The following is a 23,480-nucleotide window of genomic DNA, read 5'->3' on the forward strand; positions in this document are numbered from 1 at the left end:
TTACTCGAAATCAGTAAAATCTAATTGCTCATCATTATTAATATCCCTAGATGCAATTTTACCTATTAAATCATTAAAATGTTCTGCTAAGATTTTCCCTGTTCCCGGACGTTTTACCCAAATATTTTGTTTAGATAATTTTTCGCCTTTTTTAATTGAAGCAATTGCGCAAACGGTAGCAAAAGCGAAATCTATTGTTACTTGTTCTTCCAATGCCGGTTTTTTGGTTCCACCGCGCATCAAAGCTATTTCAGCACTTGAAATTATCAGTTCCTGACAAGCTTTTTCGTCCATACTGCAAACAATATCCGGACCTGTGCGTTGCATATGATCTGTAAAATGTCTTTCTAAAATACTTGCGCCAAGAGCTACTGCCCCTAAACAGGCATTGTTATTTAATGTATGATCACTTAACCCAAAAACTTTACCGGGAAATGCTTCATGCAACTCAACCATTGCACCAAAGCGAACCAAATGAATAGGTGTTGGATACAAATTTGTCGTATGCAAAAGGGCCACCGGAATATTATGTTTATCGAAAATAGCCACTGCTTTTTGTATGCTTTCGATCGTGTTCATGCCTGTACTCAAAATTACAGGTTTTCCAAATGAAGCAATATGTTCTAATAATGGATAATTATTACATTCTCCTGAACCTATTTTGTAAGCTGGAATATCAAATTTCTTCAATCTTTCTGCGGCAGCACGGGAAAATGGCGTCGAAATAAAAATCATTCCTTTGCTTTCGACATACTTTTTTAGTTCGAGTTCATCAGCCTCATTAAGTGAGCAACGTTCCATAATTTCATAAATAGAAACATTGGCATTACCGGGAATTACTTTTTTAGCGGCTCCGCTCATTTCATCTTCCACAATATGAGTTTGATGTTTAACAACTTCAACTCCTGTTCTTTTTGCAGCATCTACCATTTCTTTGGCAACCTGCAAAGAGCCTTCATGGTTAATTCCTATTTCGGCAATAACTAATGGAGGAAAATCTGGTCCAATTTTTCGTCCTGCAATTTCTATAAATGGGTTCATAAAGTAGGTTATGAATTTAAGATTTTATATGTTTATGGTATAAATATTCTGCGTAATCAAAATCGTCCTGAGTGTCGATATCGACATAGGCAAAAATAGAATCTATTTTGAAAGGAAATGCATTTTCGGCTATAATTATATTTTCAAGAATCAATGCAGCTTTTGTAATATAAAGCAACCCATTTTCAAAAAAAAGCAGCTCTAACTCCTGACTTCTTTGTCCAATTTCATAATTGTATGGCACAAATTTTTGGTTGACTATTTTTCCGAATTTCTGATGATTTCTGGAAACTGTAAATAAACTATTGCAATTTTCTTTTTGATAAATATCAAATGCTTCATGCAACATTTTTTTTGGGCGAAGCGGATTTGTAGCTTGTAATAAAACAACATTCTCAACCTCATCAGTAATTTGTTCCAGAACATTTTTTAAAGCCGAAACTGTAGGCTCTAAGTCGCCTGAAATACTTTCAGGTCTATTGATGACTTTTGCCCCAAACTCTAAAGCAACATTTTTTATAGCTTCATCATCGGTCGAAACATAAACCTCATCAATGATCTCCTTATTGGCTTTAGCATATAAAATACTATGGGCAAGGAGGGGAATTTCACCAAGTAATTTTATATTTTTTTGAGGCAGTCGTTTAGATCCCCCCCGAGCTGGAATAATTGCAATAGTTTTCATTTGACTAAATTATTTATCTTCTGGTTTCCAATAGATTTTTGTTTCTTCTAATTTTTGATATTCCTGATATTCTTTTAATGATAATCTGTTTGCGTTTTTAATAATTTTCGGAATTGAAATCAACAAATCAAACTGGGCTAACAGCATAGCTTTTAATGCCTTCAAATCGCCTTTAAAAATTTTTAATCTCAGTTGCATCCAAATAGAATATGCTAATTTTCGCGGGATTATCTTAATCGGATAAAATAAAAAATACAAATACCAGCCGGCTCGTAATGATCGTTGCAAACGTAAACTATAATCTGTATTTTTTTTACGGGATTTTATGTCTACTCTATGATTCACTAAAACCTCTGGCAAATAATGAATCTCCCATTTTTTTTTAAATAACTGATAGGATGCAAAATCTTCTTCTCCATAAAAAATAAACCAGTCGGGATAATTAGGAATATCTAGCCAGGCACTCATTCGCCAAACGTGACCACATCCAACAAAACTTTTCATACGATGTGAAACCTCATCAGAACTATTTATTTTGGGTTCCTGAGGATTCCAAAAAACCCTAAAACCGAACAAACCAATTTTGGAATTTTCATTAAAAGCATTTCTAATAATTTCTAAAGGATTTTGAGTAATAAAATGCAAATCATCATCAATAGAAATGGCAAATTCGGTACTAACCAGATCCATTAATCTGTTTCTGCTAAAAATTAATCCTTTGCTTTGTGTATTTCGAATGAATTGAATATTAGGATACTCTTTCTGAATAAATATATCTGTGCCGTCTGTTGATCCATCATCACAAATAATAAATTTGACATCTTCCCTATCTAATAGATACTGACTTTTACGCAATGTAAGAGCCAGATCATCTTTTCGATCTTTGGTCGTAATTAATATTGAAAATTCTTTGGAAGTAAATGTCATTTATTAATATTTTGAAATCATTCCTTTAGGTAACTTTTTCCACTTTAGAAACAACTTTATCAATACTTTTATCGAAATAAACTTTACGAAAAGCTTATTTTTTATCCAGTATAAAAATGGACTTATTTTTTTGTTTTTCTTAAAACTGTATTTTAATTGCTCAATATTTTCTTGTAAATTTTGAGGAACAATCATCCAGTTTTCTAAAGTGTTTCCCATGTGAAAGGCATAATTATCTTGCGTTGTTACACGCCAATAATCTTTTTTAAGTGGCATTTTATCTAGATATTCTTCACTTGTACCACCCATTTTAAATTGGATGTAACTTATTATTTCGTTAAAAATATCTTTTTTATAAGTTGCCACAAAATGGCCGGAACCTAACAAAACATTTTGATTGCTATTAATTTTAAGCCCTAAATTATATTCAATATAATCCTGATTGTAGTTTCTATCCCAACCCAAACTATCATAAAAACGTATTAAAGCTTCTTTGTTTTTTACAGGGATAAATTGAAGTTTTGAACTAAGGATTGTATCAAATAATATATTGCCGCAATTACTTTCGTACATTTTGAACTGAGGCACAATTCCAACAACTCCAGCTTTTGGAACTGTTTTAAAAACATTAACTGTTTCTTTTTGCCAATTGTTTAAAAATAGCACGTCTGAATCAGAAATGGTAACCAATTCTATATTATTCCCGGCTAATCCTTTTAGTATGGCATTTAGTTTTCCAATATTTTGGGTATGAATAAGTTCCTGAATCTTATTTTCTTTTAGAAGTGAATCTAAATAATTTACAATAATTATATCACTTCCGTTATTTACAATTGTTATACACGTTTTATTATGTATCGTTGCGAATAAGGATTGTAAGCATAATTTCAGAATTGAGAGACTATCCTTGAAATATCCTTCGTGATTAGGAATATATACCGGAATGATTATCTGGTGTAAATATTCTGAATCTTCTTGTTTTTTATCTTTATGTGGATTATATCCTACCCGCATGTTTATTAAGTCTTAGCTTTATTTTTTTTATTAGTTTTTTTAATTTCAACAGTAAATTATCATGCTTAATCTGGTTTTTAAAAAAGAAATTATTCTCTTCGATTATAAATTTGTATTTCTGTTTAAGAGAATTATAAACTGCTTCTTTCTTTTTATTGATGTAATCAGAATTTTCATCTTTATAACGAACTACATACAAAGCTTCAATAATTTTCCAGCTATTAATCAAACTATATAATTTTTCATGAGAATCAAGTTCGCTTAAATTTTCATTACCCTGAACAACTTTTCTATGATATACAATCGCCTTTTCTTCAAAAATTATTTTTGAGGCATTCGATATAATCCGGAAAAAAAATTCTCCATCATCATTGTTTGTTAAACTCTCGTTCCAAAAACCTGAAAAATTGATTATATCACGAGAAATTAAAAATACCTCCGGGGGGAAAAACCCACCATATTTTCCAATTGTTTTAAAATATTCCCCTGTGTCATCAAAGTTTCTGTAATCTGCTTTATTATAAAACTCCTTAATCTCTTCTATTAAACTTTCAAATCTTTCCCATTTACAAGTACTAATGGTAAATCTATCATTTTCATTTAGTTGAGCTACTTGAATTTCAATTTTTTCTGAATGTAAAAGATCATCTGAATCAAGAAATTGAATGTAATCTCCTTTTGAATTATCGAGCCCAATATTTCTTGAAGCGCTTGCTCCTTTTTTTTGACCTTTATTTTTTACAATAAATGTAAATCGAGGATCTTTTTTAACATAACTGTCAATTATTTCAACCGAATTATCATTACTTCTATCATCTATTATGATACATTCCCAATGCTGATATGTTTGTAAAAGTACACTTTCAAGTGTTTCACTTATTACGCCAGCCCGATTATAAGTGGGAATTATTATAGATACCAGTGGATTTTTACTTAACATAACTATTTTCCAGATTTTGCACTTTTGTTTAAACTCCTAAAAATTTGTTTGAGAAAATTAAAATACTCCTGAAACAAAAACCTGATAACAAAGTAGTTAGATAGCCTTAAGAAAAAATTAATGTTTTTTTTATCATTTATATAAATTCCCTTTATCTCTTTCAATAATTCATTTCTTTGAAAAGTGTTAAAAACTTCCTTATCTAATACTAGTAGATAATGTAAAAAATCAAAGGCAGCTTGGCTTTTTAATTTATCCAGTTTTTTGTTTCCTGAGATACTTTTATCTGAAACACGTATATAGGCGATTGAATCATTAATTGTATAAACGTTACCAAAATCTGATATTTCTAAGACCGCTAAAATATCAGTACACCAGGCTAAAGGAAAATCTTTAAAACCAGTTTCTGAAGCCTTTTTTTTATTAAATACATATTCACTTAAAGACGATCTTCTTTCTTTGAAAAAAAAATCAACAGAGCTTTCAATAACCGGATTTTGAAATAATATTGATGTTTGCTTTCCATTTTCATCAATATTACAACTTGCAAATCTTACAACATTATATTCCTGACTAAAAATAGGAATGTTATTATAGAAACTTTCAATATAATTATCTGCCAAAACATCATCATCGCCCAAAATAACAAACCATTCTTCTGCGTCAGATAAATTTAAGCATCGTTCCCAATGTTGTACTAATGAATTTTTTCCAAGATTATTGTCAAATTTTTGATATACAAAATCAATTTGACTTTTATACTTTTCCAAAAGATTCATTGGATTTTCTGTACTGCAATCATCGCCAATATAAACTTTAAAATTTTTATTAGTTTGATTTGCTAAAGATTTTAAAGTAGTTTCGAAAAAAGTATATTTATAATAGGGAACAACAATTGCTAACATTTATATTTTCTTAAATTTATGAGAACAAACTCAAAATAAACCTTCTGATACATTTTAAAAAAAGTAAAAACTCAGTGTTTAAAAAGTAAAACCTCAATAAGCTCAACCATTCTTTAGTTTTTAGTTTTCGATTCTTCTTAATGGCTTTTTCATATTCTAATGTTAAATCTGTTTTTTGTTTTTTATCAAAGCACGTTATGTTTTTATAAATACATTCTGAGTAAAATTTTTCGCATGCTAAATTTTTCAAACCCTGATCCAATTTATTTCCAGATATACTAAATGCTGAATATCTAATAAACACATTACTATCATTTATAGTATAAATTGGTTTATTATCAGCGAAAGTTAACCACGCAGCATCATCGCTATGCCAGGCCAATGGAAAATTATGGAATCTATATTTCATAAAAATTTCTTTTGAGAATATATATTCTGAAAGTGTACTTCTGGTCAAACCCTTAAATCTTCTGTAATAAGAATCTGTTGCTTTCTCCCATAATGGATGTACAACCAAATCGCTAACCTTATTCAATTTCATGTTTACAGATTTTGTTGCAAACCTGATTACATTTGATTTTTCAATAAACGCATCATAGTGTTTGTACCAAGATTCTATAACTGTTTCTTCTAAAAAATCATCGTCTCCTAGAATCATTATCCATTCTTCATTTTCAGTTAGTTCTATGCATCGTTCCCACTGCTGTACTAAAGATTTTTTACCCAGATTCTCTCTAAAACGATGGTATATAACATCAAATTGATTTTTGTAATTGGATAATAATTTTTCAGGATTTTCAGTACTGGCGTCATCTCCAATATAAACCTTAAATCTCTGATCTGTTTGTTTTGCTAAAGACATTAGTGTCTCTTCAAAAAAAACTTTTTTATAGTATGGAATTACTATCGCCAGCATCATTTTGATATTTTCTTTAAATATTCTTTATATACACCTGATTTTAATGAAATGATAAAAAAATCTAAAAGAAGACTGATCGTTATTCTGTTAAATCCTAAGCCTAAAATTTGTTTTATATATTTTGTTGCATTTTTAAGCTCCAGCTTTTTAATTTCTTTAGTATCGTTGGCTGATCTTGTGGTAACGGGAAGGTATTCGCTATATATCTTATGAAATTTGAAAATTGCTTTTAGCCAATTTTGATCTAGTTTCCCAAGAGAAAAATGCTCTATTAAGATTTGATTTGTTACGATTATTTTATAGCCATTCTTTTTAAAATTCAGGGATATACTCAAATCATAGTTATGAAATCCTTTTATCTTAGAATCAAATTGAATAGTTTCATTTTTTCTCATGGCCATAAATACGCCATCAATCACTGCAACTTCTACATTATTTTCTTGTTCAAAACCATAATCCCATGTTACTTTTCTTTCAGTACTAAAGTGTTGAATTAAATTAACTGCTTTTTGATTATGAGGACAATCCCACCATCCTGATGGCATTTTGGTTTTTACTTTTGCTCCTGCCACTCCTATCAATCCTATTGTCTTATTTTTATTAAAAAGATCGATCAATAAAACTCCCCAATTATTTGTATATATGAGAATGTCATCATGTAAAAAACAAAGCAGATTATTTTTGCTTTTTGCTATTCCAATATTGTATGCTTCAAATATCGAATACTGGTTTGTAGAATTATCAATAATGATCAATTCATAAACACAACCTATTGTGCTATTTATGTTTTCAGATAAAATTGAATTAATTGTACTTGTTCTGCTGCAAATAATTATTGATATCATTGAATCTCTTTTATTATTTCAGCGGGCACGCCTGCTGCAATACAATTTGGAGGAACATCTTTAGTTACTACAGCATTTGCTGCAATTATACAGTTTTCACCAATTGTTACATTTGGCATTATAGCAACTCCTTCTCCTACCCAAACGTTATTTTTAATAACAATAGGGCCTTTAGATAGTAAAGGTCGTTTCATAGGAAACCATTGTAACATTTCTTTAGTTGTTTCTCCATGATTGTGATCACTTATAAATATCCTGCTTGCAAACAGACAATTATCTCCAATTATTATGGAATTAATGCACCCTATGTGCATATCAGTATTAAAATTTACATTATTTCCTATCTTAATAGTTGGGGTAAATGTTTGATCACCAAAATTATCAATAGCTTCAATTCGAAATCTTTCTAAAGCTTTAAAATCATCTCCTATTTCTATATACTGAGGATTATAAATACTATAATCTTTTTTTATTTTAAAATTTACTCCAAGGCTCTTAAATTTATCTTTTACCTCAGCCAATTCTACTTTTTGTTTATATGCCAGTAATCTATTAAATAAGGTCAGTAACAGCTTCTTCATATTTTTCTTCTAGGTTTAGCAGTCATTAATTTATTAATCGCTTCTTTCATCCTCATAGAATCTGCACTAAACTTTTTTCTTCCTTTACTGCCTTGTATATATAAATTTGGAAGATGGTGAATCAAATTATCTTCAAACTCAGATATGCAAATCATCTTTTTCATTCCTCCGTATAGAAAAACATCTGTATTTACTTTACATTTTTCACTATATAATTTTATCCTGAATAAATCTATTTTAAATATTTTTTTAATCCCTCTTTTAATGAACAAAATTAGCTTTGGATCGTCTTCATTTACGAGTTCAGTAAATTTTACTTTTTGTGAAACTTTTAAAAGCTGTTCTTTAGTTAATATAAAAGTCGCCTGATGCAAATTGTTAAAAAAGGCAAAACGTTTATTTCCGTATATTTCAACAGTATCAAAATCCCATTCAAAACCTGAATGATATCCTGGGTAATAGATCTGATTATTTTCCTCTTCATATTGCACTAAGCCCGGTATTCTGTTTTTAGGTAAAATAGCTGAATATTTTATATGCCTATCGATATGACTTTCTAAAAATAGATGATCGTTCTCTCCATAAACAAACAAGTCAAATTGGTCTTTATTTTCCCAAATAGTTTCTCTGCATGTTAATGGCAACAATTGATAATTATCTAAAGTAAACAGATTAACCTTATCAATGCCTTTTATATCCAAATCTATATTGGAATTAACAATCACTGTTACTTCAAATTTCTTAAAACTTTTTAACTCATTAACAACTTGTTCTAAATACTGGAGTTGTTCACTTCCATAATTAACTAATACTGCCAAAACTTTAAAGCATTTATTTTCCATTTAAATTGAGTTTAACTTTCAGGAAAGTAAAATTATTAGCTTTACTCGCTTCCTTATATTCTTTTATTAGATTAGCATTTTTTATAAGCTTTCTTAAATAAAAAATATTACTTTTAAAATAGAATCTGTTTGTATTTATTATTGATTTTAAAATACCTTTCAATGTCATTTTCAACATTCTATTTACAGAAATATTTCTATTAGGATCCATCAATTTTACATCATTACTATTTACAAAAGTTTTTAAATCATAAGACCTGTTTTTCAAAATTCTATCATGAAAAGCCATGGCTTCCGGAACAATTCCTATTTTCATCTTTTGATATCTACATCGGTTTAAATAATCATTATCCTCCGCATAATGAAAAAAGTAAGGATTAAAACCTCCAACGATTTCTAATGTTTTCCTAGAAAGTAACCAAACCGCTGCGTTCACAAATGGAAGTTCATAAATTGATTTCAATTCTTTTTTTAAATAAACATCGGAATAAAAATTCTTACAATTATTAGGCCCACAATAAATTTGAAAATACAAATCAATTTCGTCTCCATTCCCATTTAAATGAATTGGGCTCAAAACTCCATAATCAATATTGGATTGCATTGCATTTATTAATATTTCAACTGTATCTGGTTTTACATAAACATCTTGATTAAGCAATAAGAAATAATCACCTCCATTTTCTAATGCTAAATTTAAACCTATATTATTAGCGGCTCCAAAACCTAAATTTTCATTTTGATTATAAACGTAAACCATATTGAAATTAGCCTCTATAAACTCGCTTGTCCCATCACTACTACCATTATCGATAACTATAATTTCTAATGGTGTTGAACTATTTAAAATACTATACAAGCATTTTTCAATCCAATTCATCGCATTATAAGTTACTATTACAACAAATATCTTCATAATAGTGCCTCAAGATATTTTGTCCCCCATTTTTGACAAGGCTCTAAATGATTACCCTCTGCCCATTCATTCCAAGCATTTATAAATATGAAATTTTCATCTAAGCCTTCAAAATTTTTTACCTTAGTTTTGTTTTGATACCAAAATTTAAATAAATCTGGGCTACTATTAACAAGCATAGTCGCATTTTGTCCTACTCGGCGAGATGAATTATCCCACATTGGTGTAACCCCTGGATAAACTCCCTTATTAACGTTTTGAATATCAAAGTTTATGAATTCCTTATAATTTACTCTTAAATCAGCAAGTATTATTTTAGGTTCCAATTTTAATTTTTTGCGGAATTTATTTTGAATTCGTTTCAAAATCTTTCTTTTTTCTAACAACTTTTTAAATTCACACATTGAATTCGATAAAGGTTGAAATTCAATTATTGCATCAAAATCAAACTCATCCATCTTTTCTTTCTTCCATCCATTCCAACGTTCAAAACACCCCAAATATAATTCTAAGTTTTCTCTCAAGGCTTCCTCCCTAAATATAGCTATTGTCCGAGCCATATTAGGAAATAAATCTGGTTTATAAAAAATAAAGAAAGGTTTGTCATTAACTCTTATATATCTTTCATCTTTAAAAAAAGACAATAGAAAGCTTATATGTTGTCTATCATCATCTTCAGAATAGTTTTGTTCCAGTAAAACATCTTTTATTCCACCATCCCAAGCTCTGGTCCAGTTTTCATTGGCCCAACACATCATAAAAGGTAAATCTTCTTTACTATTTTTTAATTTTCTGTCTAACGGTTCATACAGAATGCGTTTTCCGTTGAACCAATAATGATAATAACAAAAGCCATGAACACCATAATCTTTTGCCAATTGTTCCTGAGCTAATCTTGCTTCTTCAAGTCGCAGATCATAGAAACCTAAATCTGCAGGCAGATGTGGTTGATAATGTCCTTTATATTTTGGTTTAGCTTTTGTAACATTGGTCCATTCTGTAAAACCTTTTCCCCACCAGCGATCATTTTCTGGAATAGGGTGAAATTGTGGCAAATAAATCGCAATGGGTTTAATTTTATGTGACATGACGCGCTATTAGTAAAAAAAATTACTTTTCTATAAGTTCTTTAAATATATCATAAACAAATTCATCATTAGAATGTGTTGAATTAAGATAAAAATTTGCATTCTCGCCTAATTTATTTCTATATTCCGTATCATTGTAAAGATTTATAATTGCCTGAATAACTCCCTCAATATCTAGAAAAGGTACAATTATCCCTCCACTAGAATCTAATATAAAATCTTTACTTCCGCAAACTGAATCAAAGCAAATTGAAGGAATATTGAATTTTGCTGCTTCAAGAATAACAAGCGGATATGGATCTTCCCTTGAAGGTAATAGTAGTAGATCGATAGAATTATAAAAATCATTTAAATCTGAACTTGAAAATTCAAAAAAAACTTTGTTAGTCAATTCACTTTTTCCTATTTCATAATTTAATTTATCCAATTGAATTCCAGAATTTGCTCCCGCCCATCGAAAGACAATGGAAACATCAGGATATTTTAAGAATAGTTGTTTTGCAATTACAATAAGCAAGTCAGCCCCTTTCCGCCAATCAGTAGTGCCACAGCCACCAACTATAAACTCTTTTTTTATTTTTTTTAGTTTTATTTCAGATGAATAATTAGGGATATGATAAGGCATTGTAAAAATATTATGCTGATCAATTTTTAATTTATCTTTTAAATAATTATTTACAATAGAGGACGGAACCCAAAATCTAGTTGAATTTTGTATTAGTTTCAATATATTTTGTTCATTTGAAAAAGTTTTTGATGCAATTTCAAGTTCATGTATATAACTAATTATTTTTCCTTGATATGTTTTTTTTATTATTTCTAAAATATCACCATTAGTAATTGTATTTGAAATAATGAGATCGAAACTATTTAAAAACAAATGGTTTTCGATAATACTTTTTTTTATTCTAAACAAAAATGACAACCTACTTCTCTTTTGTTTATTTTTTAAAAAATAAGTGGGAGCAATAGAACTAAAATCAGTCTCTAAGACTCCTCCATTTTTCAAAAGAAATGTGACTTCATGTTCATTAAAATTTAAAATTAATTTAGCTAGATTTAATAATAAAATTGGTGCTCCAGTTCTTGATGCATCATGAGAAATAAATAATATTTTCATTTAAAAAAAAATTGGATTTTTTTTGATAATCTTCTAATAATCTCATTTATCAAAAGTCTTATCCTGATGTTTTTAATTTCTATTTCAGAAGAAAGTTTAATCTTATTGCTCAAATGTGTTTCTATCTCATAAAACAATGATGCATGACAATTTTTATTATACTTATAATTTGTTTCCATGTCAACTAAATTTAATAACAAAGCACTATCATAAACTTTCTTTATTCCAAAATGAGTATTGGATATCCCACCTTCATGTAATCTGTAGACAGACATTACTTCATTTAAGTATTTTATATTTCCTTTTAGTGCAAGTAGAAAAAGAAGTAATTTATCTCCGCTTTGCACTTTAGAATACCAATCTGGAATTTGAAGATTATTTTTAAAAACAATACTCGCTGTGGGTATAAAATGTTTTTCAAATAAATCTTCAATAGTAAAAACAGATTTGTTTTTACTTACATATTTATATAATTTAACATCATTTTTTACTACGAATGCATCATGAAAACTCATTGAAAACTCAGGATTGTTTTTTAGGAAATCAACTTGTTTCTGTAATTTATAAGGATCAGTCCAGTAATCATCTCCTTCACATAAGGCAATATATTTACCTTTGGCTTCAGGAAATAAAATATCAAACCAAGGTTTTATTCCTTTTGAGTATTGGTTTTCCTTTTGATAAAAAATTCTAAACAAATTTGGAAACTTCCTTTCGTATTCTTTTAAAATTGAAACACTTCTATCTTTTGAAGCATCATCATTTATTAGGATCTCAACTTTAAAATTTGTTTTTTGCATTAAAAAGCTATCTATCGCTTGGGCAATAAATTTTTCATAGTTAAAGCATGTTACAATTATACTTAACGTTACATCTTGGTTATTATAGAAATTATTTTGTATTGAAGATAAATTTTCTGTTTTCATAAATTCTAAAAAATATTTTCTTCAGTAATAATACTAATGCCTTTCATCGATTTTATTCCAATTTTTGGTTTCAATAATTCCTTTTCAATTTTTTCATTCAAATACCATTTTATAATTGCTTTTGGCAAGTTAACCCCTGCTTGATGACTAAAAGGATAACCTCCCCCAAAACGAGGATTAAACTCTAAAACTGAAGGAGTTGTTCCGTCAAAAAAAACATCCACATCCATATTAGCTGGATGTTTTGATAATACAGCTAATTTTTTACCAATTGCTTCTAAAACTGGTTCGTTTACAGTAATTGCAGAATCCGTTTCGCCTGAACGCATCATAAGCTTTTTTTTTACAATGGTGCAGCAATAGTTTCCGTTCAAATCATTTATAACATCTAAACCATACTCTTCTCCTTTTAAAGCAGTTTGAATCAAAATTGAATTATCAGTATCCTTATCACTTTCATATTTCAAATATGTATTTTGTATTTCTTTTTTTACCTTCTCATAATAAAAATTGAGTTCCACCATATTATCCGCTTTAAAAACTGAAATTGACCCCATACCCCATCTTGGTTTTATGTAAACTGGAAAATCTATCAAACCTTTATCAAATGCATCCAAAAAATCAAACTGATTTTGATAGGTTGGCAGCACTTCAAAATTATTTTCCTTAAGAAATAAATAAGTTTTCCACTTATCATTTGCGATATCTGTAAACCAAGTATCAGCTACTATTATAGTTATTGCGGAAGATGCAAACTTATCTTTGAGTCTTGATAAAACAGGAAGCTCTATATCAAACAACGAAATAACTACATTAATTTTATTCTCAACACAATAATTAAGCAAAAACATCTCATACTCATTATCATAAATCAAAGGGCTTTTAGCTGAATAATCAGCTATCCAAAGTGCTGGAGAGTCTAAGTCACTATTTATTGCAAAAACTTTTCCCTTGTAAGGTTTAAGTGCTTCTTTAAAATACTCAACCATATAATTTCTTCTGCCAGCACTTGTTAATAAGACATTCATTATATTTTAAAATATTTACTAAACTCTTCTTGAGGATAACGTGATTTTATAAATTCTTCTTTATATACAAATACTGTAAACTCAAACAGTGCATAATTATGTCGAATCTCAAAAAACCGGCTCAATTCATCATTAATAAAATTTATAAGCTTGGGCATATTTGAGTAGTACACCTGAGTTTGATAAAAATCTACAAATGGTGAAATAAAGTTGAATGCAATACCTTTATTACACATTTCGAAAGAATTTTTAAGAATGTTTTGAGAAAATTTTTCCCAATCACGTATAGAAGTTTCCCTTCGTTGATGAAAAACACCACTCATCAAAAGATAATCATATTTGTCTTGAAAAAATGATTCAGCTATATCTCTATGAAAAAAATCCAATTCTGGAAAACGTTCTTTAGAATCCTGAACAAATTCTTTTAAAATTTCTGACCCCGAATAAACAACCTCTTTTTCCGAAAAATTTTCTTTTATAAAAACATTTAAATCTGCAATTCCCATTCCAACATCATGCACACTAAATTTATCATCCTCTTTAAAAATTTCGCATATTTTACTAAATCTCAACTTTTTATGGTTTAAGGATTCTGAACTTACTGCCATAGGTGTCCCCGCATGTTTTTCATAAAGTTCTTTATAAATTTTTTCTTGAGATGCTCTGGTTTTATTCATTTAGTTTTTTAAATAATTGGTCTTTATTCATCTTTAATAAAATATTAGCTGGGTAAGATCGCCTATATTTATAATACTTATCAAATTTCTGTATTTTTTTTATTTTAAGAACAAATTCACAGTTTTTTTTCAGAATATAAATATTGGATTTATTGTCAATTGAAAACACATAAAGATTAGACTCATATTTATTCTCCAAATATTTTTTTTCATTTTTCCCTATATTCAAGAGTTCGGTTTCTCTCACAATATATTTTTTTTTATTGTATTCAAAATAAGGTCCAAGATATTGAAAACTTTCTTGAGTGTTAGCTAAAATATGATAATGAATACTTTTAAGTGATTTAGCCCAATCGATTAATAAGTGCGCTTCATTCCACTGCCATTTTTTGTAATAATGGTAGTATATAGGATTATGCTCAACATGAAAAGTTTGTTTTTTACCATGTTTTTCAATTTCTTTTAATAGCGGAACCATTATATCTGCACCAATATGACCTAACTCATAAAATAACTGTTGTGGTGTTATTTCACTACTCATCTTAAACTCTTTTTGTGCTAAAATTCCTCCAGTGTCAAATGTTCCATCAACATAATGAATTGTTGATCCTGATTTCTCTATTCCATATAATACTTGCCACCTAGTTATAGAAGTCCCTCTAAATTCAGGCAAAAGGGATGGATGGGTATTCAAACAGCCCAATTTAGGAAAAGAATATACTCTTTGTGGTATAAGTTCATGCCAGCCACCTCCTAAAACAATGATGTCTGGATTTATCCTACTTAACTCTTTAAAAAAAGAGTCAGATTTAATGCTTTCTGCCCAAACAATAGGAATATCATATTTCTTTGCAAGAAACTCTTCAGAGTTAATTGTTCTCAGTGGCTGACAACGATAATAGAGACATTTTACCTTATATAAAAAAATTAAAAAAAAACGAAAGAATCTAACTCTCCATTTATCTTTATTTTTATGCAATAAAACTGCTTCAATATTAAATCCCCTTTCTATTAGTTTCTCTAATAAAATATACCCACTATGATTGAAATGCCTTGTCACATAAAATATCTTCATATTTTTTTATAATTCAACTGATGGCTTACTAAATTAAAAACTTTACTATTTACCAAACAAATACTCAAAACAAGTGCAGTTTGCATAAAACCAGGTACACCTGTTAAGTATAAAAAAAAATGCATTGATATTACTAAAAAAATCAATAAATAATTATACCTGTTGGTAAAAAAAATTAAAACACAAAGCAATTCAATTATTAATGAACTGAATGACAATAATCCAAATACTAAACCATTTGAAGAATAATCAAAAAGAGGCTTTCCAAATATATAATAAAAAGCGCTATCCAAAAATCTATCATAAATAATTTCCTGGCTTGTGCCTCCATTTAACCAACTCAAACCCTTTGAAACAGGAAAAATCTTTGCAAGTCCGGCAGCAAAATAAATATAAGCAAACCAACCCGATATAACTTCAACTGGCCATCTATAAACATTATTCGGAAGTTCATTATTAGAATTTGCTGTCTTAAAATACTTATCTAAGGATAAGGTATCTGCTGATCTACAAAAACACATTATTAAAAGTGGAAACCAAATATAAAGCCAAGGTACGGGGGCGTTAAAATGGTTATACCAAAAACCAAATAGCAATAAAAAAGCTACAAACAAAACAGGAAGTATTATTCTTGTAAACAAGCCTAAAACAAGAAAAACACTTAATACTTGAACGATGCCCTGGAGATACGGAACAGCAATAACTTCTACTATATTGTCAAGAAACTGCGGAAATATAGTTTTAGTTTGTTTAGTTCCGTCGACAACTAACAAAAGATGTAATAACTTACTACTTGAAGAATACAAAATTTGTAAACCTAAGGCAATTCTAAACAGGGCAAGTTGCAATGCTGAACCTGGAAGTTGCATTCTACTAAAAATATTCTCCTTAATGTAATCTATGTTCATCACACTTTTTTATTTGGTATTCTGGAATAAAAATTGGCCCATAATGTAAATTTGGATTATTGTTGATATTTATAGCATTGCAAATATTTGGATTGAACCAAACTTTTTTCGTTTTATAATTTACAGCATGAATTCCAACCCATATTGTATCTATCCCTCTCTCTCTCAGTTCCGACATTATAAACTCAAAATTATCTTTTTGAGCCTTGTTATGATAGGTACTTGCAAATGTAAATTCATGTGTATATCCTAATCCCAAATGTTCTGATAAAAAATAAAAACTTTCTTTTCTTATATCCAATATTTTGACAATACCATTCTTATAATAATAATATTTGGGGTTATAAACAATCTCGCTTTTAGCCTTAAAAGATGTATTCCAGCGAAACATACCAACATCATAAAAAGGATATAATGGTTTTGCTAAAATTATAGACATTGCGTTCCCAACAAAAACTACACAAATAGCTATTTTGGCACCTTTTGGAATATCAAGTTTTAAAAAAAAATTATACAGCTTCACTAAAAAACTAGTTTTCTTATAAATTTTTATAAGAACAAAGACTAATAATAATATTATTATTAAGAGATGAGTAAAAAGTAATAATTGAATTTTTCTTGAATCACTAAAAACTTCAAACAAATAATTACTTTGTTTTAAATTAATAATCAATGCCAAGAATAAAACTATTGCAAAAATTTCAATTGATTTACTCTCTAAACCTTTAGGTATTTTTAAATTCATCTATTTTGAGAATTAATTAAACTTGCAATTAAATCTAATTCACTTTCTTTTAACCCCAAATACAAAGGCAAACACAATATTCGTGATGCAATACTCTCAGAAATTGGCATTTGCACGCCTTTTACATATTCAATTGTATTTAAAGATGGATAAAAATATCTTCTTGGAAAGATTTGTTTCTCATTTAATATTTTTTGAGTTTGAAGCAATTGATTTTCGTTTTTAAAAATAAGAGGATAATAACTATTGTTCCACTGTGTGTTTTCTCTGATTTTAAAAGTATTGACTTTAGAGAAATTAAGGGTCTTATAATAAAAATCTACTACTTTTTTCCTTTCGTCGATTATATTCTCGATATACGGCAAAACAGCTAATCCCATTGCAGCGTGCAGTTCAGACATTTTACCATTAATTCCCAGACCATGAAAAGCAAGTGCTCCATTATGTCCAAAGTTATGACTATAAAATAACTGATGCAGCAAATCTTTATCTTTGGCAAACATAGCTCCGCCTTCTCCACTATGAAATAATTTTGTAGCATGAAAACTACAGGTACTTACATCACCATAATCAAAAATAGATTTATCTTTATATTTTACGCCAAAACAATGTGCTGCATCATAAATAACTTTTAAGTTGTATTTTTTTGCTATTATTTCTATTACTTCAACATTGCATGGATTCCCAAAAACATGGGTTGCTAAAATAGCTGTTGTTTTATCAGTAATAGCAGCTTCAATTTTAGTTTCATCAATTGTTAGATATTCTGGATGGATATCTACAAAAACAGGAGTACAATTCTCCCAAACTATTGCTGCTGTAGTAGCTACATAACTAAAAGGAGTTGTTATTATTTCACCTTGATTACCTAATACTTTTAGAGCAATTTGTAGAGGTACAGTACCATTGTTGGTTAGTATAATATTTGATACAGACAAATAATTTTCTAATTTCTCTTCTAATTCCTTGACTAATTTGCCCCGATTAGTAATCCACTGATTATCCCAGGCACGCTGCAGATATTTGTTATATTCTTCAATTGATGGCAAAAAAGTTTTGGTAACATTTATCATTTTTATGGTTAATTTCGTAACTAAATAATTTGAGATTACTTAATTATATTGTTTCAAACTTAGATTTAAGCAGAAAAGGTTCCCAAACTTCTTCGGGATGTGAAACCTGAAAAGTAAGTATATCATTAATTCTTAGTATCGGTATTTTTGTTGTTTTATCCCTAACGGCTAAACTTAATGTATAGAGTCCCTTCGAAAATTGCAAATTCTGATGCATTATTTTAAATTCAACAATTGTATTATCCGGATCCGGATTTAAAGATTCTTGATTTCTTTCTAATACACCCACCGCTCGTTGTTCCTTATCATTAATAATAATACTAAAATCAAGGCTATTTACCGGCACTTTTATCCTCAGCTTAAAATATAATTCAAGATCTTCTCCCCATTTTAATTGTGGAATATTCTTCTCATAAACTGCATTAAAAACCTCAACTTTTTCCAAAGCAAGGCTGCCATCATCAAATACTGCATTAGACTCATTTTGGGCAAAACGACTATAATAAAGATCAATTGCTTTGCCTACATCACTGCCTTGAAACTCTGTCTTCCCATGTTCCATGAGTATAATTTGATTACATATTCGGGACACCATGGGCATACTATGAGAGACAAATATAATAGCAGTTTCTGGCAATATAGTATCAATAGTTTTAAAACATTTCAATACAAATCCTAAATCGCCTACTGCTAAAACCTCATCGATAATTAATACATCTGGTTTCATCTGGGCAGCAACAGCAAAACCTAAACGTACCTTCATACCACTGCTGTAGTTTTGCACGGGCATATCTATAAATTCACGAATTTCTGCAAAATCAATAATTTCTTCAATTTTAGAATTGATTTCCTTTTTGGTAAAACCCAAAACTGCTCCATTATTGTAAATATTTTCGCGACCTGTTAAGATAGGATTGAAACCGGCACCAAGTTCAATCAGTGCACCAACTTTGCCTTTAATAGTTACTTTGCCTTCATCAGGATTAATAAGTCCGTTTAGTATTTTTAACAAAGTAGATTTTCCTGCTCCATTATGACCAATAAGACCTAAACATTCACCTCGTCTTAGTTCGAAATTTATATTTTTAACAGCCCAAAACTCATCTCGACGTAAAAAACGTTCATTTTTGTTACCCCATATATTATCATATAAGTCTTTAACCCCATACCATAAACTAGTTTTAAGGTCTTTACAAAACTTTTTTGAAAGATGTTCTACTTTTACTAATACTTCATTGTCTATCATAATCTAAGCACTCATTCGTTCAACAATAATAGGAATCGAAATTCTATAAAATATTAATCCGAAAAAAAACAACGGAACGCATGCTATCATAATTACAAGATAATACATAGTATATTGTGAATTTTGTCCCATCAACAAATCTCTCGATGTTAGAATTAATGGTGTTAGAGGATTAATTTCCATAATGGTTTTTAAGAAACCTGTTTTAGGAATTGCATAAACCACTGGTGTTGCATACATCAAAAAACTGAGTCCCATAGTAATTATTTTTCCAATATCATTATAAAGCATTCCCAAAGGCGTAAGGAATAAACCAATTGTTGTCCCAAAAAAAATAACCCCTAAAAATGCTAAAGGAAAAAGAAGAATAGAAGAATGGAAGCCAACTCCATAGGCAAATAAAAAAAACATCAATAATGCTATTTTCATAAGACTGCTTAATAATAGTTTGTAAACACCCGAAACAATTAAAGCTTCTTTCGGAAAATTAATTTTAGAAAGTATCCCTTTTGCGGCATTTGTATTCATCATCGGTGCATTAATGGATTCTGTAATAATAGACCAAAGCAAAGTACCTGAAAAAACATAAACTGGATATGGAATGCCTGTATCTGTGACTGAAATAGTTCCTGATTTATTTAAGACAACCCAAACCAAAGCAGTAGTCAACGGTGTGATAAATGCCCAAATAACACCTAAATATGATTGGCGATATTGTGCCTTGATATCCCTAACTGCAAGCTGCTTTGCTAAAAAACGGGAAATCACCATATCATTAAAACTTTCTTTTAAAAGTTTAACAGTATTGCTATTATTTTCTTTTTGATAGACTGTTGTCTTTAGTTCCATTTAAAAATTCAGGATTAATAATATTATTTAAAAAGTAATTAATAATTAAGTTGCTATAGTATAATCAACAAGATTTTTATTCCTGTGTAATTTGCCTAAAAGTAAAAAGGTGTTTAATAAAAACACCTTTAATAATTTATGAGTATAAATTATTTATCCAAAACCTCAAAAGCAGAATTCATACTTTTAAATTCCGGTACAATTTTTTTCATTTTAGTTACAATATCATCATTATCATAATAGTTGGCAATACCTATTAACTCATCGACTTCTATATGCAGGTTCTCATACTCGTCTTGTATTTCCTGTGCAATCATGATTTTGTTATGATAAGTAGGTAATGTCTTCGAAGTATCATTTAACAATTCCTCATAAAGTTTTTCTCCTGGTCGCAAACCTACAATTTTTATCTTTATTTCTTTTTCAGGTATGAATCCTGCTAATTTGATCATTTTTTTAGCCAGATCAATTATTTTTACCGGCTTGCCCATATCAAAGATATAAATCTCACCTCCGTTGCCCATTGCTCCGGCTTCGAGTACCAATTGACATGCCTCAGGAATAGTCATAAAATAGCGAATAATATCCTGATGGGTAATAGTAACTGGACCACCTTCTGCAATTTGTTTCGTAAACAAAGGAACAACGGAGCCATTTGAACCTAAAACATTTCCAAAACGGGTTGTAATAAATTTTGTAACCCCTTCTACTTTTTCTTTTTGGTTTTTTAAAAACAAAGACTGCACGTATTTCTCTGCAATTCTTTTACTGGCTCCCATAACATTGCTGGGATTAACCGCTTTATCTGTTGAAACCATTACAAATCTCTTTACCTTATATTTACAGGATAAATCAGCCAGGTTTTTTGTTCCCTTAACATTTGTTAATATCGCCTGTGAAGGATTTTCTTCCATCAAAGGAACATGTTTATAAGCTGCTGCGTGAAAAACCACTTGAGGACGATAATCTTTGAAAACTTTTTCCAGAGCCGATTTACTTTTAACATCTGCAATCACAGCTCTTATCTTGGTTTTAGAATCTAATGTCAATGTTTCCAAACATAAATGATGCAGTGGGGTTTCGGCGTGATCCAAAATAATAATCATCTTCGGATTGAACCCTAAAACCTGTCTTGTTATTTCACTCCCAATAGAACCTGCTGCACCAGTAATAAGTATTACTTTATCTTTTAATTGTTTGGAAATTAACTTACTGTCCAGTACAATTGGTTTTCTTTCCAGTAAATCCTCAATCTGAATATTTTTTACTTTTTGTGAAATTTCTTTTTGATTCTCCCAATCTGAAATTAAAGGGACTGTATAAACCCTATAATTAAATTCTAAACATTGATCAACAATAATCAACTGATCTTCTTTAGACAAACTTTTATCAGCTATAATAACCCCTTCAGCGGCTACAGAACGCATTAAAGCAGGAAGCTTTTTCTTTTGAATCAGGATGGGTAAATCCAACATCCTTTTAGAAGCGTTTTGACTGTTTTTATCAACAAAACCAACAATCTTAAAACGGGATGGAGTTTCAAATTTTAAAGCATTAGCAACTGAAATAGCGTTAGCATCAGTTCCATAAATTACAGTTCTTATTAATTTAGAATTAGTTTTTTCGGAGAAATAAATTTCAAATGTTTGTTTGACAATCACACGATATAAAAACAATCCACAAAAAGAAAGTACAAGATTAATAAATAGTGCTGTATTTAAAAAGGCTTTATGACCTGCATATAATTCAAATATTAAATTGAAAAACAAGAAAAAAACCAAAACCGACATTTGAGAAAATAAAAGCTTAATAGCATCTATATAGGAAGAATGTCTAATAATTCCTGAATATGTTCTAAATAACCAAAAGAAAAAAACATTTACAATAATTAAACTAGTGACAAAATAAAAATGATGAGAAGTAATAATATACCCTAATGCTGTTCCTTCAAACAACATATAGGTAAAAGTGAATGAAAAAGCAAGAACCATTACATCAATAGCCACAATAATCCATCTAGGCAAGTAACTTAGGTTATTTATATTTGCCCTTAAATTCCTTGGCGAAAAAAAAATATGAAATAAGGATCTTATTTTGTTTGGCTCGTTTGTATTCAATTTTGTTTAGTTTGTTTTGTATTGTAGAATTAGTATGATAACAAAAATACAAATTAAAGTTTTTAAAAGATTATTTCTTCATGAAAATTAAATTTTAACCCCCTTCTCCTTTTGTTTTAAAAAATCAATTAAATAAGACCCATATCCGGATTTCACTAATGGCAATGCAAGTTTTTCTAATTGTGCATCATTTATAAATCCTTGTCTCCAGGCTATTTCTTCTATACATCCTACTTTTAAGCCTTGTCTTTCTTCAAGTACCTGAACAAATTGTCCAGCCTGCATCAAACTGTTAAAAGTCCCTGTATCCAGCCAGGCGGTGCCTCTGCTTAAAATCCCAACCTTTAAATCCTTTCGTTCTAAATACACTTTATTCACATCAGTTATTTCATACTCTCCACGAGCACTTGGCTTAATGTTCTTAGCAATTTCAACAACTGAGTTATCATAAAAATATAACCCTGGAACTGCAAAATTAGACTTTGGCTGCTCTGGTTTTTCTTCAATTGATATGGCATTCAAATTTTCATCAAATTCTACTACACCATAACGTTCAGGATCTGAAACATGATAAGCAAAAACAACTCCACCGTCAGGTTTTGTATTTGATTTTAAAAGCTCTTGCATATTAGACCCAAAAAATATGTTATCCCCTAATATAAGCGCAACATTATCATCTCCAATAAATTCTTCTCCAATCACAAAAGCCTGTGCCAAACCATTTGGAACCGCTTGTTCTGCATAACTGAATTTACAACCTAAACTAGAACCATCTCCTAATAATTTTTTAAAATTGGGTAAGTCATGCGGAGTAGAGATAATCAATATTTCGTTTATTCCTGACATCATCAAGGTTGACAATGGATAGTAAATCATTGGTTTATCATAAACAGGCATCATTTGCTTACTCATTGCTAGTGTTAATGGATGCAATCGGGTGCCAGAACCTCCGGCTAATATTATACCTTTCATAGATCTAAATTTTATGATTTTAGATTTTAATTTGGATTTCA

Annotated in this window: 24 protein-coding genes; all 24 read right to left on the minus strand. The window is 29.5% G+C overall.

Translation table 11 applies throughout. The annotated features are described in order from the left end of the window. On the minus strand, nucleotides 1–1,041 hold the full coding sequence (gene neuB, locus J2W48_RS04345; protein WP_310278606.1) for an N-acetylneuraminate synthase: 1,041 nt from the start codon (nucleotides 1,039–1,041) through the stop codon (nucleotides 1–3). A gap of 16 nt (nucleotides 1,042–1,057) precedes the next feature. Continuing rightward, nucleotides 1,058–1,726 carry an acylneuraminate cytidylyltransferase family protein gene (locus J2W48_RS04350; protein ID WP_310278609.1) on the minus strand — a complete coding sequence of 223 codons (669 nt, stop codon included), beginning with the start codon at nucleotides 1,724–1,726 and terminating at the stop codon, nucleotides 1,058–1,060. A gap of 9 nt (nucleotides 1,727–1,735) precedes the next feature. After that, the gene (locus J2W48_RS04355; RefSeq protein WP_310278612.1) at nucleotides 1,736–2,653 is read right to left on the minus strand and encodes a glycosyltransferase family 2 protein; all 918 of its coding nucleotides are present in this window, start codon (nucleotides 2,651–2,653) and stop codon (nucleotides 1,736–1,738) included. A gap of 3 nt (nucleotides 2,654–2,656) precedes the next feature. After that, a complete protein-coding gene (locus tag J2W48_RS04360; protein WP_310278615.1) occupies nucleotides 2,657–3,667 on the minus strand; it encodes a glycosyltransferase family A protein in 1,011 nt (336 codons plus the stop codon). Next, entirely contained in the window at nucleotides 3,651–4,607 is a 957-nt protein-coding gene (locus tag J2W48_RS04365) for a glycosyltransferase family 2 protein (protein ID WP_310278618.1), read from the minus strand. The genes J2W48_RS04360 and J2W48_RS04365 overlap by 17 nt, the downstream gene beginning before the upstream one ends. 2 nt (nucleotides 4,608–4,609) lie before the next feature. Then, nucleotides 4,610–5,512 (minus strand): glycosyltransferase family 2 protein, encoded by a 903-nt coding sequence (locus J2W48_RS04370; protein ID WP_310278621.1) that lies wholly within the window; start codon nucleotides 5,510–5,512, stop codon nucleotides 4,610–4,612. A gap of 16 nt (nucleotides 5,513–5,528) precedes the next feature. Continuing rightward, on the minus strand, nucleotides 5,529–6,431 hold the full coding sequence (locus J2W48_RS04375; RefSeq protein WP_310278624.1) for a glycosyltransferase family 2 protein: 903 nt from the start codon (nucleotides 6,429–6,431) through the stop codon (nucleotides 5,529–5,531). Continuing rightward, the gene (locus tag J2W48_RS04380; protein WP_310278627.1) at nucleotides 6,428–7,276 is read right to left on the minus strand and encodes a glycosyltransferase; all 849 of its coding nucleotides are present in this window, start codon (nucleotides 7,274–7,276) and stop codon (nucleotides 6,428–6,430) included. Before J2W48_RS04380 ends, J2W48_RS04375 begins: the two co-directional genes overlap by 4 nt. Beyond that, nucleotides 7,273–7,857: an acyltransferase gene (locus J2W48_RS04385; RefSeq protein WP_310278629.1), complete on the minus strand. Its 585-nt coding sequence runs from the start codon at nucleotides 7,855–7,857 to the stop codon at nucleotides 7,273–7,275. The genes J2W48_RS04380 and J2W48_RS04385 overlap by 4 nt, the downstream gene beginning before the upstream one ends. Beyond that, nucleotides 7,854–8,699 (minus strand): hypothetical protein, encoded by an 846-nt coding sequence (locus J2W48_RS04390; RefSeq protein ID WP_310278632.1) that lies wholly within the window; start codon nucleotides 8,697–8,699, stop codon nucleotides 7,854–7,856. The genes J2W48_RS04385 and J2W48_RS04390 overlap by 4 nt, the downstream gene beginning before the upstream one ends. Continuing rightward, the gene (locus J2W48_RS04395; protein WP_310278635.1) at nucleotides 8,689–9,615 is read right to left on the minus strand and encodes a glycosyltransferase family 2 protein; all 927 of its coding nucleotides are present in this window, start codon (nucleotides 9,613–9,615) and stop codon (nucleotides 8,689–8,691) included. Before J2W48_RS04395 ends, J2W48_RS04390 begins: the two co-directional genes overlap by 11 nt. Further along, complete coding sequence (locus J2W48_RS04400; RefSeq protein ID WP_310278639.1) at nucleotides 9,612–10,703, minus strand: glycosyltransferase WbsX family protein; 1,092 nt, start codon at nucleotides 10,701–10,703, stop codon at nucleotides 9,612–9,614. Before J2W48_RS04400 ends, J2W48_RS04395 begins: the two co-directional genes overlap by 4 nt. A gap of 22 nt (nucleotides 10,704–10,725) precedes the next feature. Further along, nucleotides 10,726–11,823, minus strand: a complete 1,098-nt coding sequence (locus tag J2W48_RS04405) for a glycosyltransferase family 4 protein (RefSeq protein ID WP_310278642.1) — start codon at nucleotides 11,821–11,823, stop codon at nucleotides 10,726–10,728. Then, nucleotides 11,820–12,749, minus strand: a complete 930-nt coding sequence (locus J2W48_RS04410; RefSeq protein WP_310278645.1) for a glycosyltransferase family 2 protein — start codon at nucleotides 12,747–12,749, stop codon at nucleotides 11,820–11,822. The genes J2W48_RS04405 and J2W48_RS04410 overlap by 4 nt, the downstream gene beginning before the upstream one ends. 5 nt (nucleotides 12,750–12,754) lie before the next feature. Continuing rightward, nucleotides 12,755–13,777 carry an ATP-grasp domain-containing protein gene (locus J2W48_RS04415; RefSeq protein WP_310278647.1) on the minus strand — a complete coding sequence of 341 codons (1,023 nt, stop codon included), beginning with the start codon at nucleotides 13,775–13,777 and terminating at the stop codon, nucleotides 12,755–12,757. After that, nucleotides 13,777–14,454, minus strand: coding sequence for a class I SAM-dependent methyltransferase (locus J2W48_RS04420; RefSeq protein ID WP_310278650.1), 678 nt, complete (start codon nucleotides 14,452–14,454; stop codon nucleotides 13,777–13,779). The genes J2W48_RS04415 and J2W48_RS04420 overlap by 1 nt, the downstream gene beginning before the upstream one ends. Continuing rightward, entirely contained in the window at nucleotides 14,447–15,529 is a 1,083-nt protein-coding gene (locus J2W48_RS04425) for a methionyl-tRNA formyltransferase (protein WP_310278653.1), read from the minus strand. The genes J2W48_RS04420 and J2W48_RS04425 overlap by 8 nt, the downstream gene beginning before the upstream one ends. Further along, nucleotides 15,526–16,440: a hypothetical protein gene (locus J2W48_RS04430; protein ID WP_310278656.1), complete on the minus strand. Its 915-nt coding sequence runs from the start codon at nucleotides 16,438–16,440 to the stop codon at nucleotides 15,526–15,528. Before J2W48_RS04430 ends, J2W48_RS04425 begins: the two co-directional genes overlap by 4 nt. After that, a complete protein-coding gene (locus J2W48_RS04435) occupies nucleotides 16,418–17,182 on the minus strand; it encodes a hypothetical protein (protein ID WP_310278659.1) in 765 nt (254 codons plus the stop codon). Before J2W48_RS04435 ends, J2W48_RS04430 begins: the two co-directional genes overlap by 23 nt. Beyond that, entirely contained in the window at nucleotides 17,179–18,255 is a 1,077-nt protein-coding gene (locus tag J2W48_RS04440; protein WP_310278662.1) for a DegT/DnrJ/EryC1/StrS family aminotransferase, read from the minus strand. The genes J2W48_RS04435 and J2W48_RS04440 overlap by 4 nt, the downstream gene beginning before the upstream one ends. Before the next feature lie 43 nt (nucleotides 18,256–18,298). Then, a complete protein-coding gene (locus J2W48_RS04445) occupies nucleotides 18,299–19,501 on the minus strand; it encodes an ABC transporter ATP-binding protein (RefSeq protein ID WP_310278664.1) in 1,203 nt (400 codons plus the stop codon). 3 nt (nucleotides 19,502–19,504) lie between these two features. Further along, entirely contained in the window at nucleotides 19,505–20,350 is an 846-nt protein-coding gene (locus tag J2W48_RS04450) for an ABC transporter permease (protein ID WP_310278668.1), read from the minus strand. A gap of 149 nt (nucleotides 20,351–20,499) precedes the next feature. Then, entirely contained in the window at nucleotides 20,500–22,341 is a 1,842-nt protein-coding gene (locus J2W48_RS04455; protein ID WP_409025164.1) for a polysaccharide biosynthesis protein, read from the minus strand. Between the two features lie 213 nt (nucleotides 22,342–22,554). Beyond that, nucleotides 22,555–23,439, minus strand: a complete 885-nt coding sequence (gene rfbA, locus J2W48_RS04460; protein WP_310278675.1) for a glucose-1-phosphate thymidylyltransferase RfbA — start codon at nucleotides 23,437–23,439, stop codon at nucleotides 22,555–22,557. Nucleotides 23,440–23,480: the final 41 nt, after the last annotated feature.

Origin of the sequence: Flavobacterium piscis (assembly GCF_031457575.1) — a bacterium.
Lineage (GTDB): Bacteria > Bacteroidota > Bacteroidia > Flavobacteriales > Flavobacteriaceae > Flavobacterium > Flavobacterium piscis_A.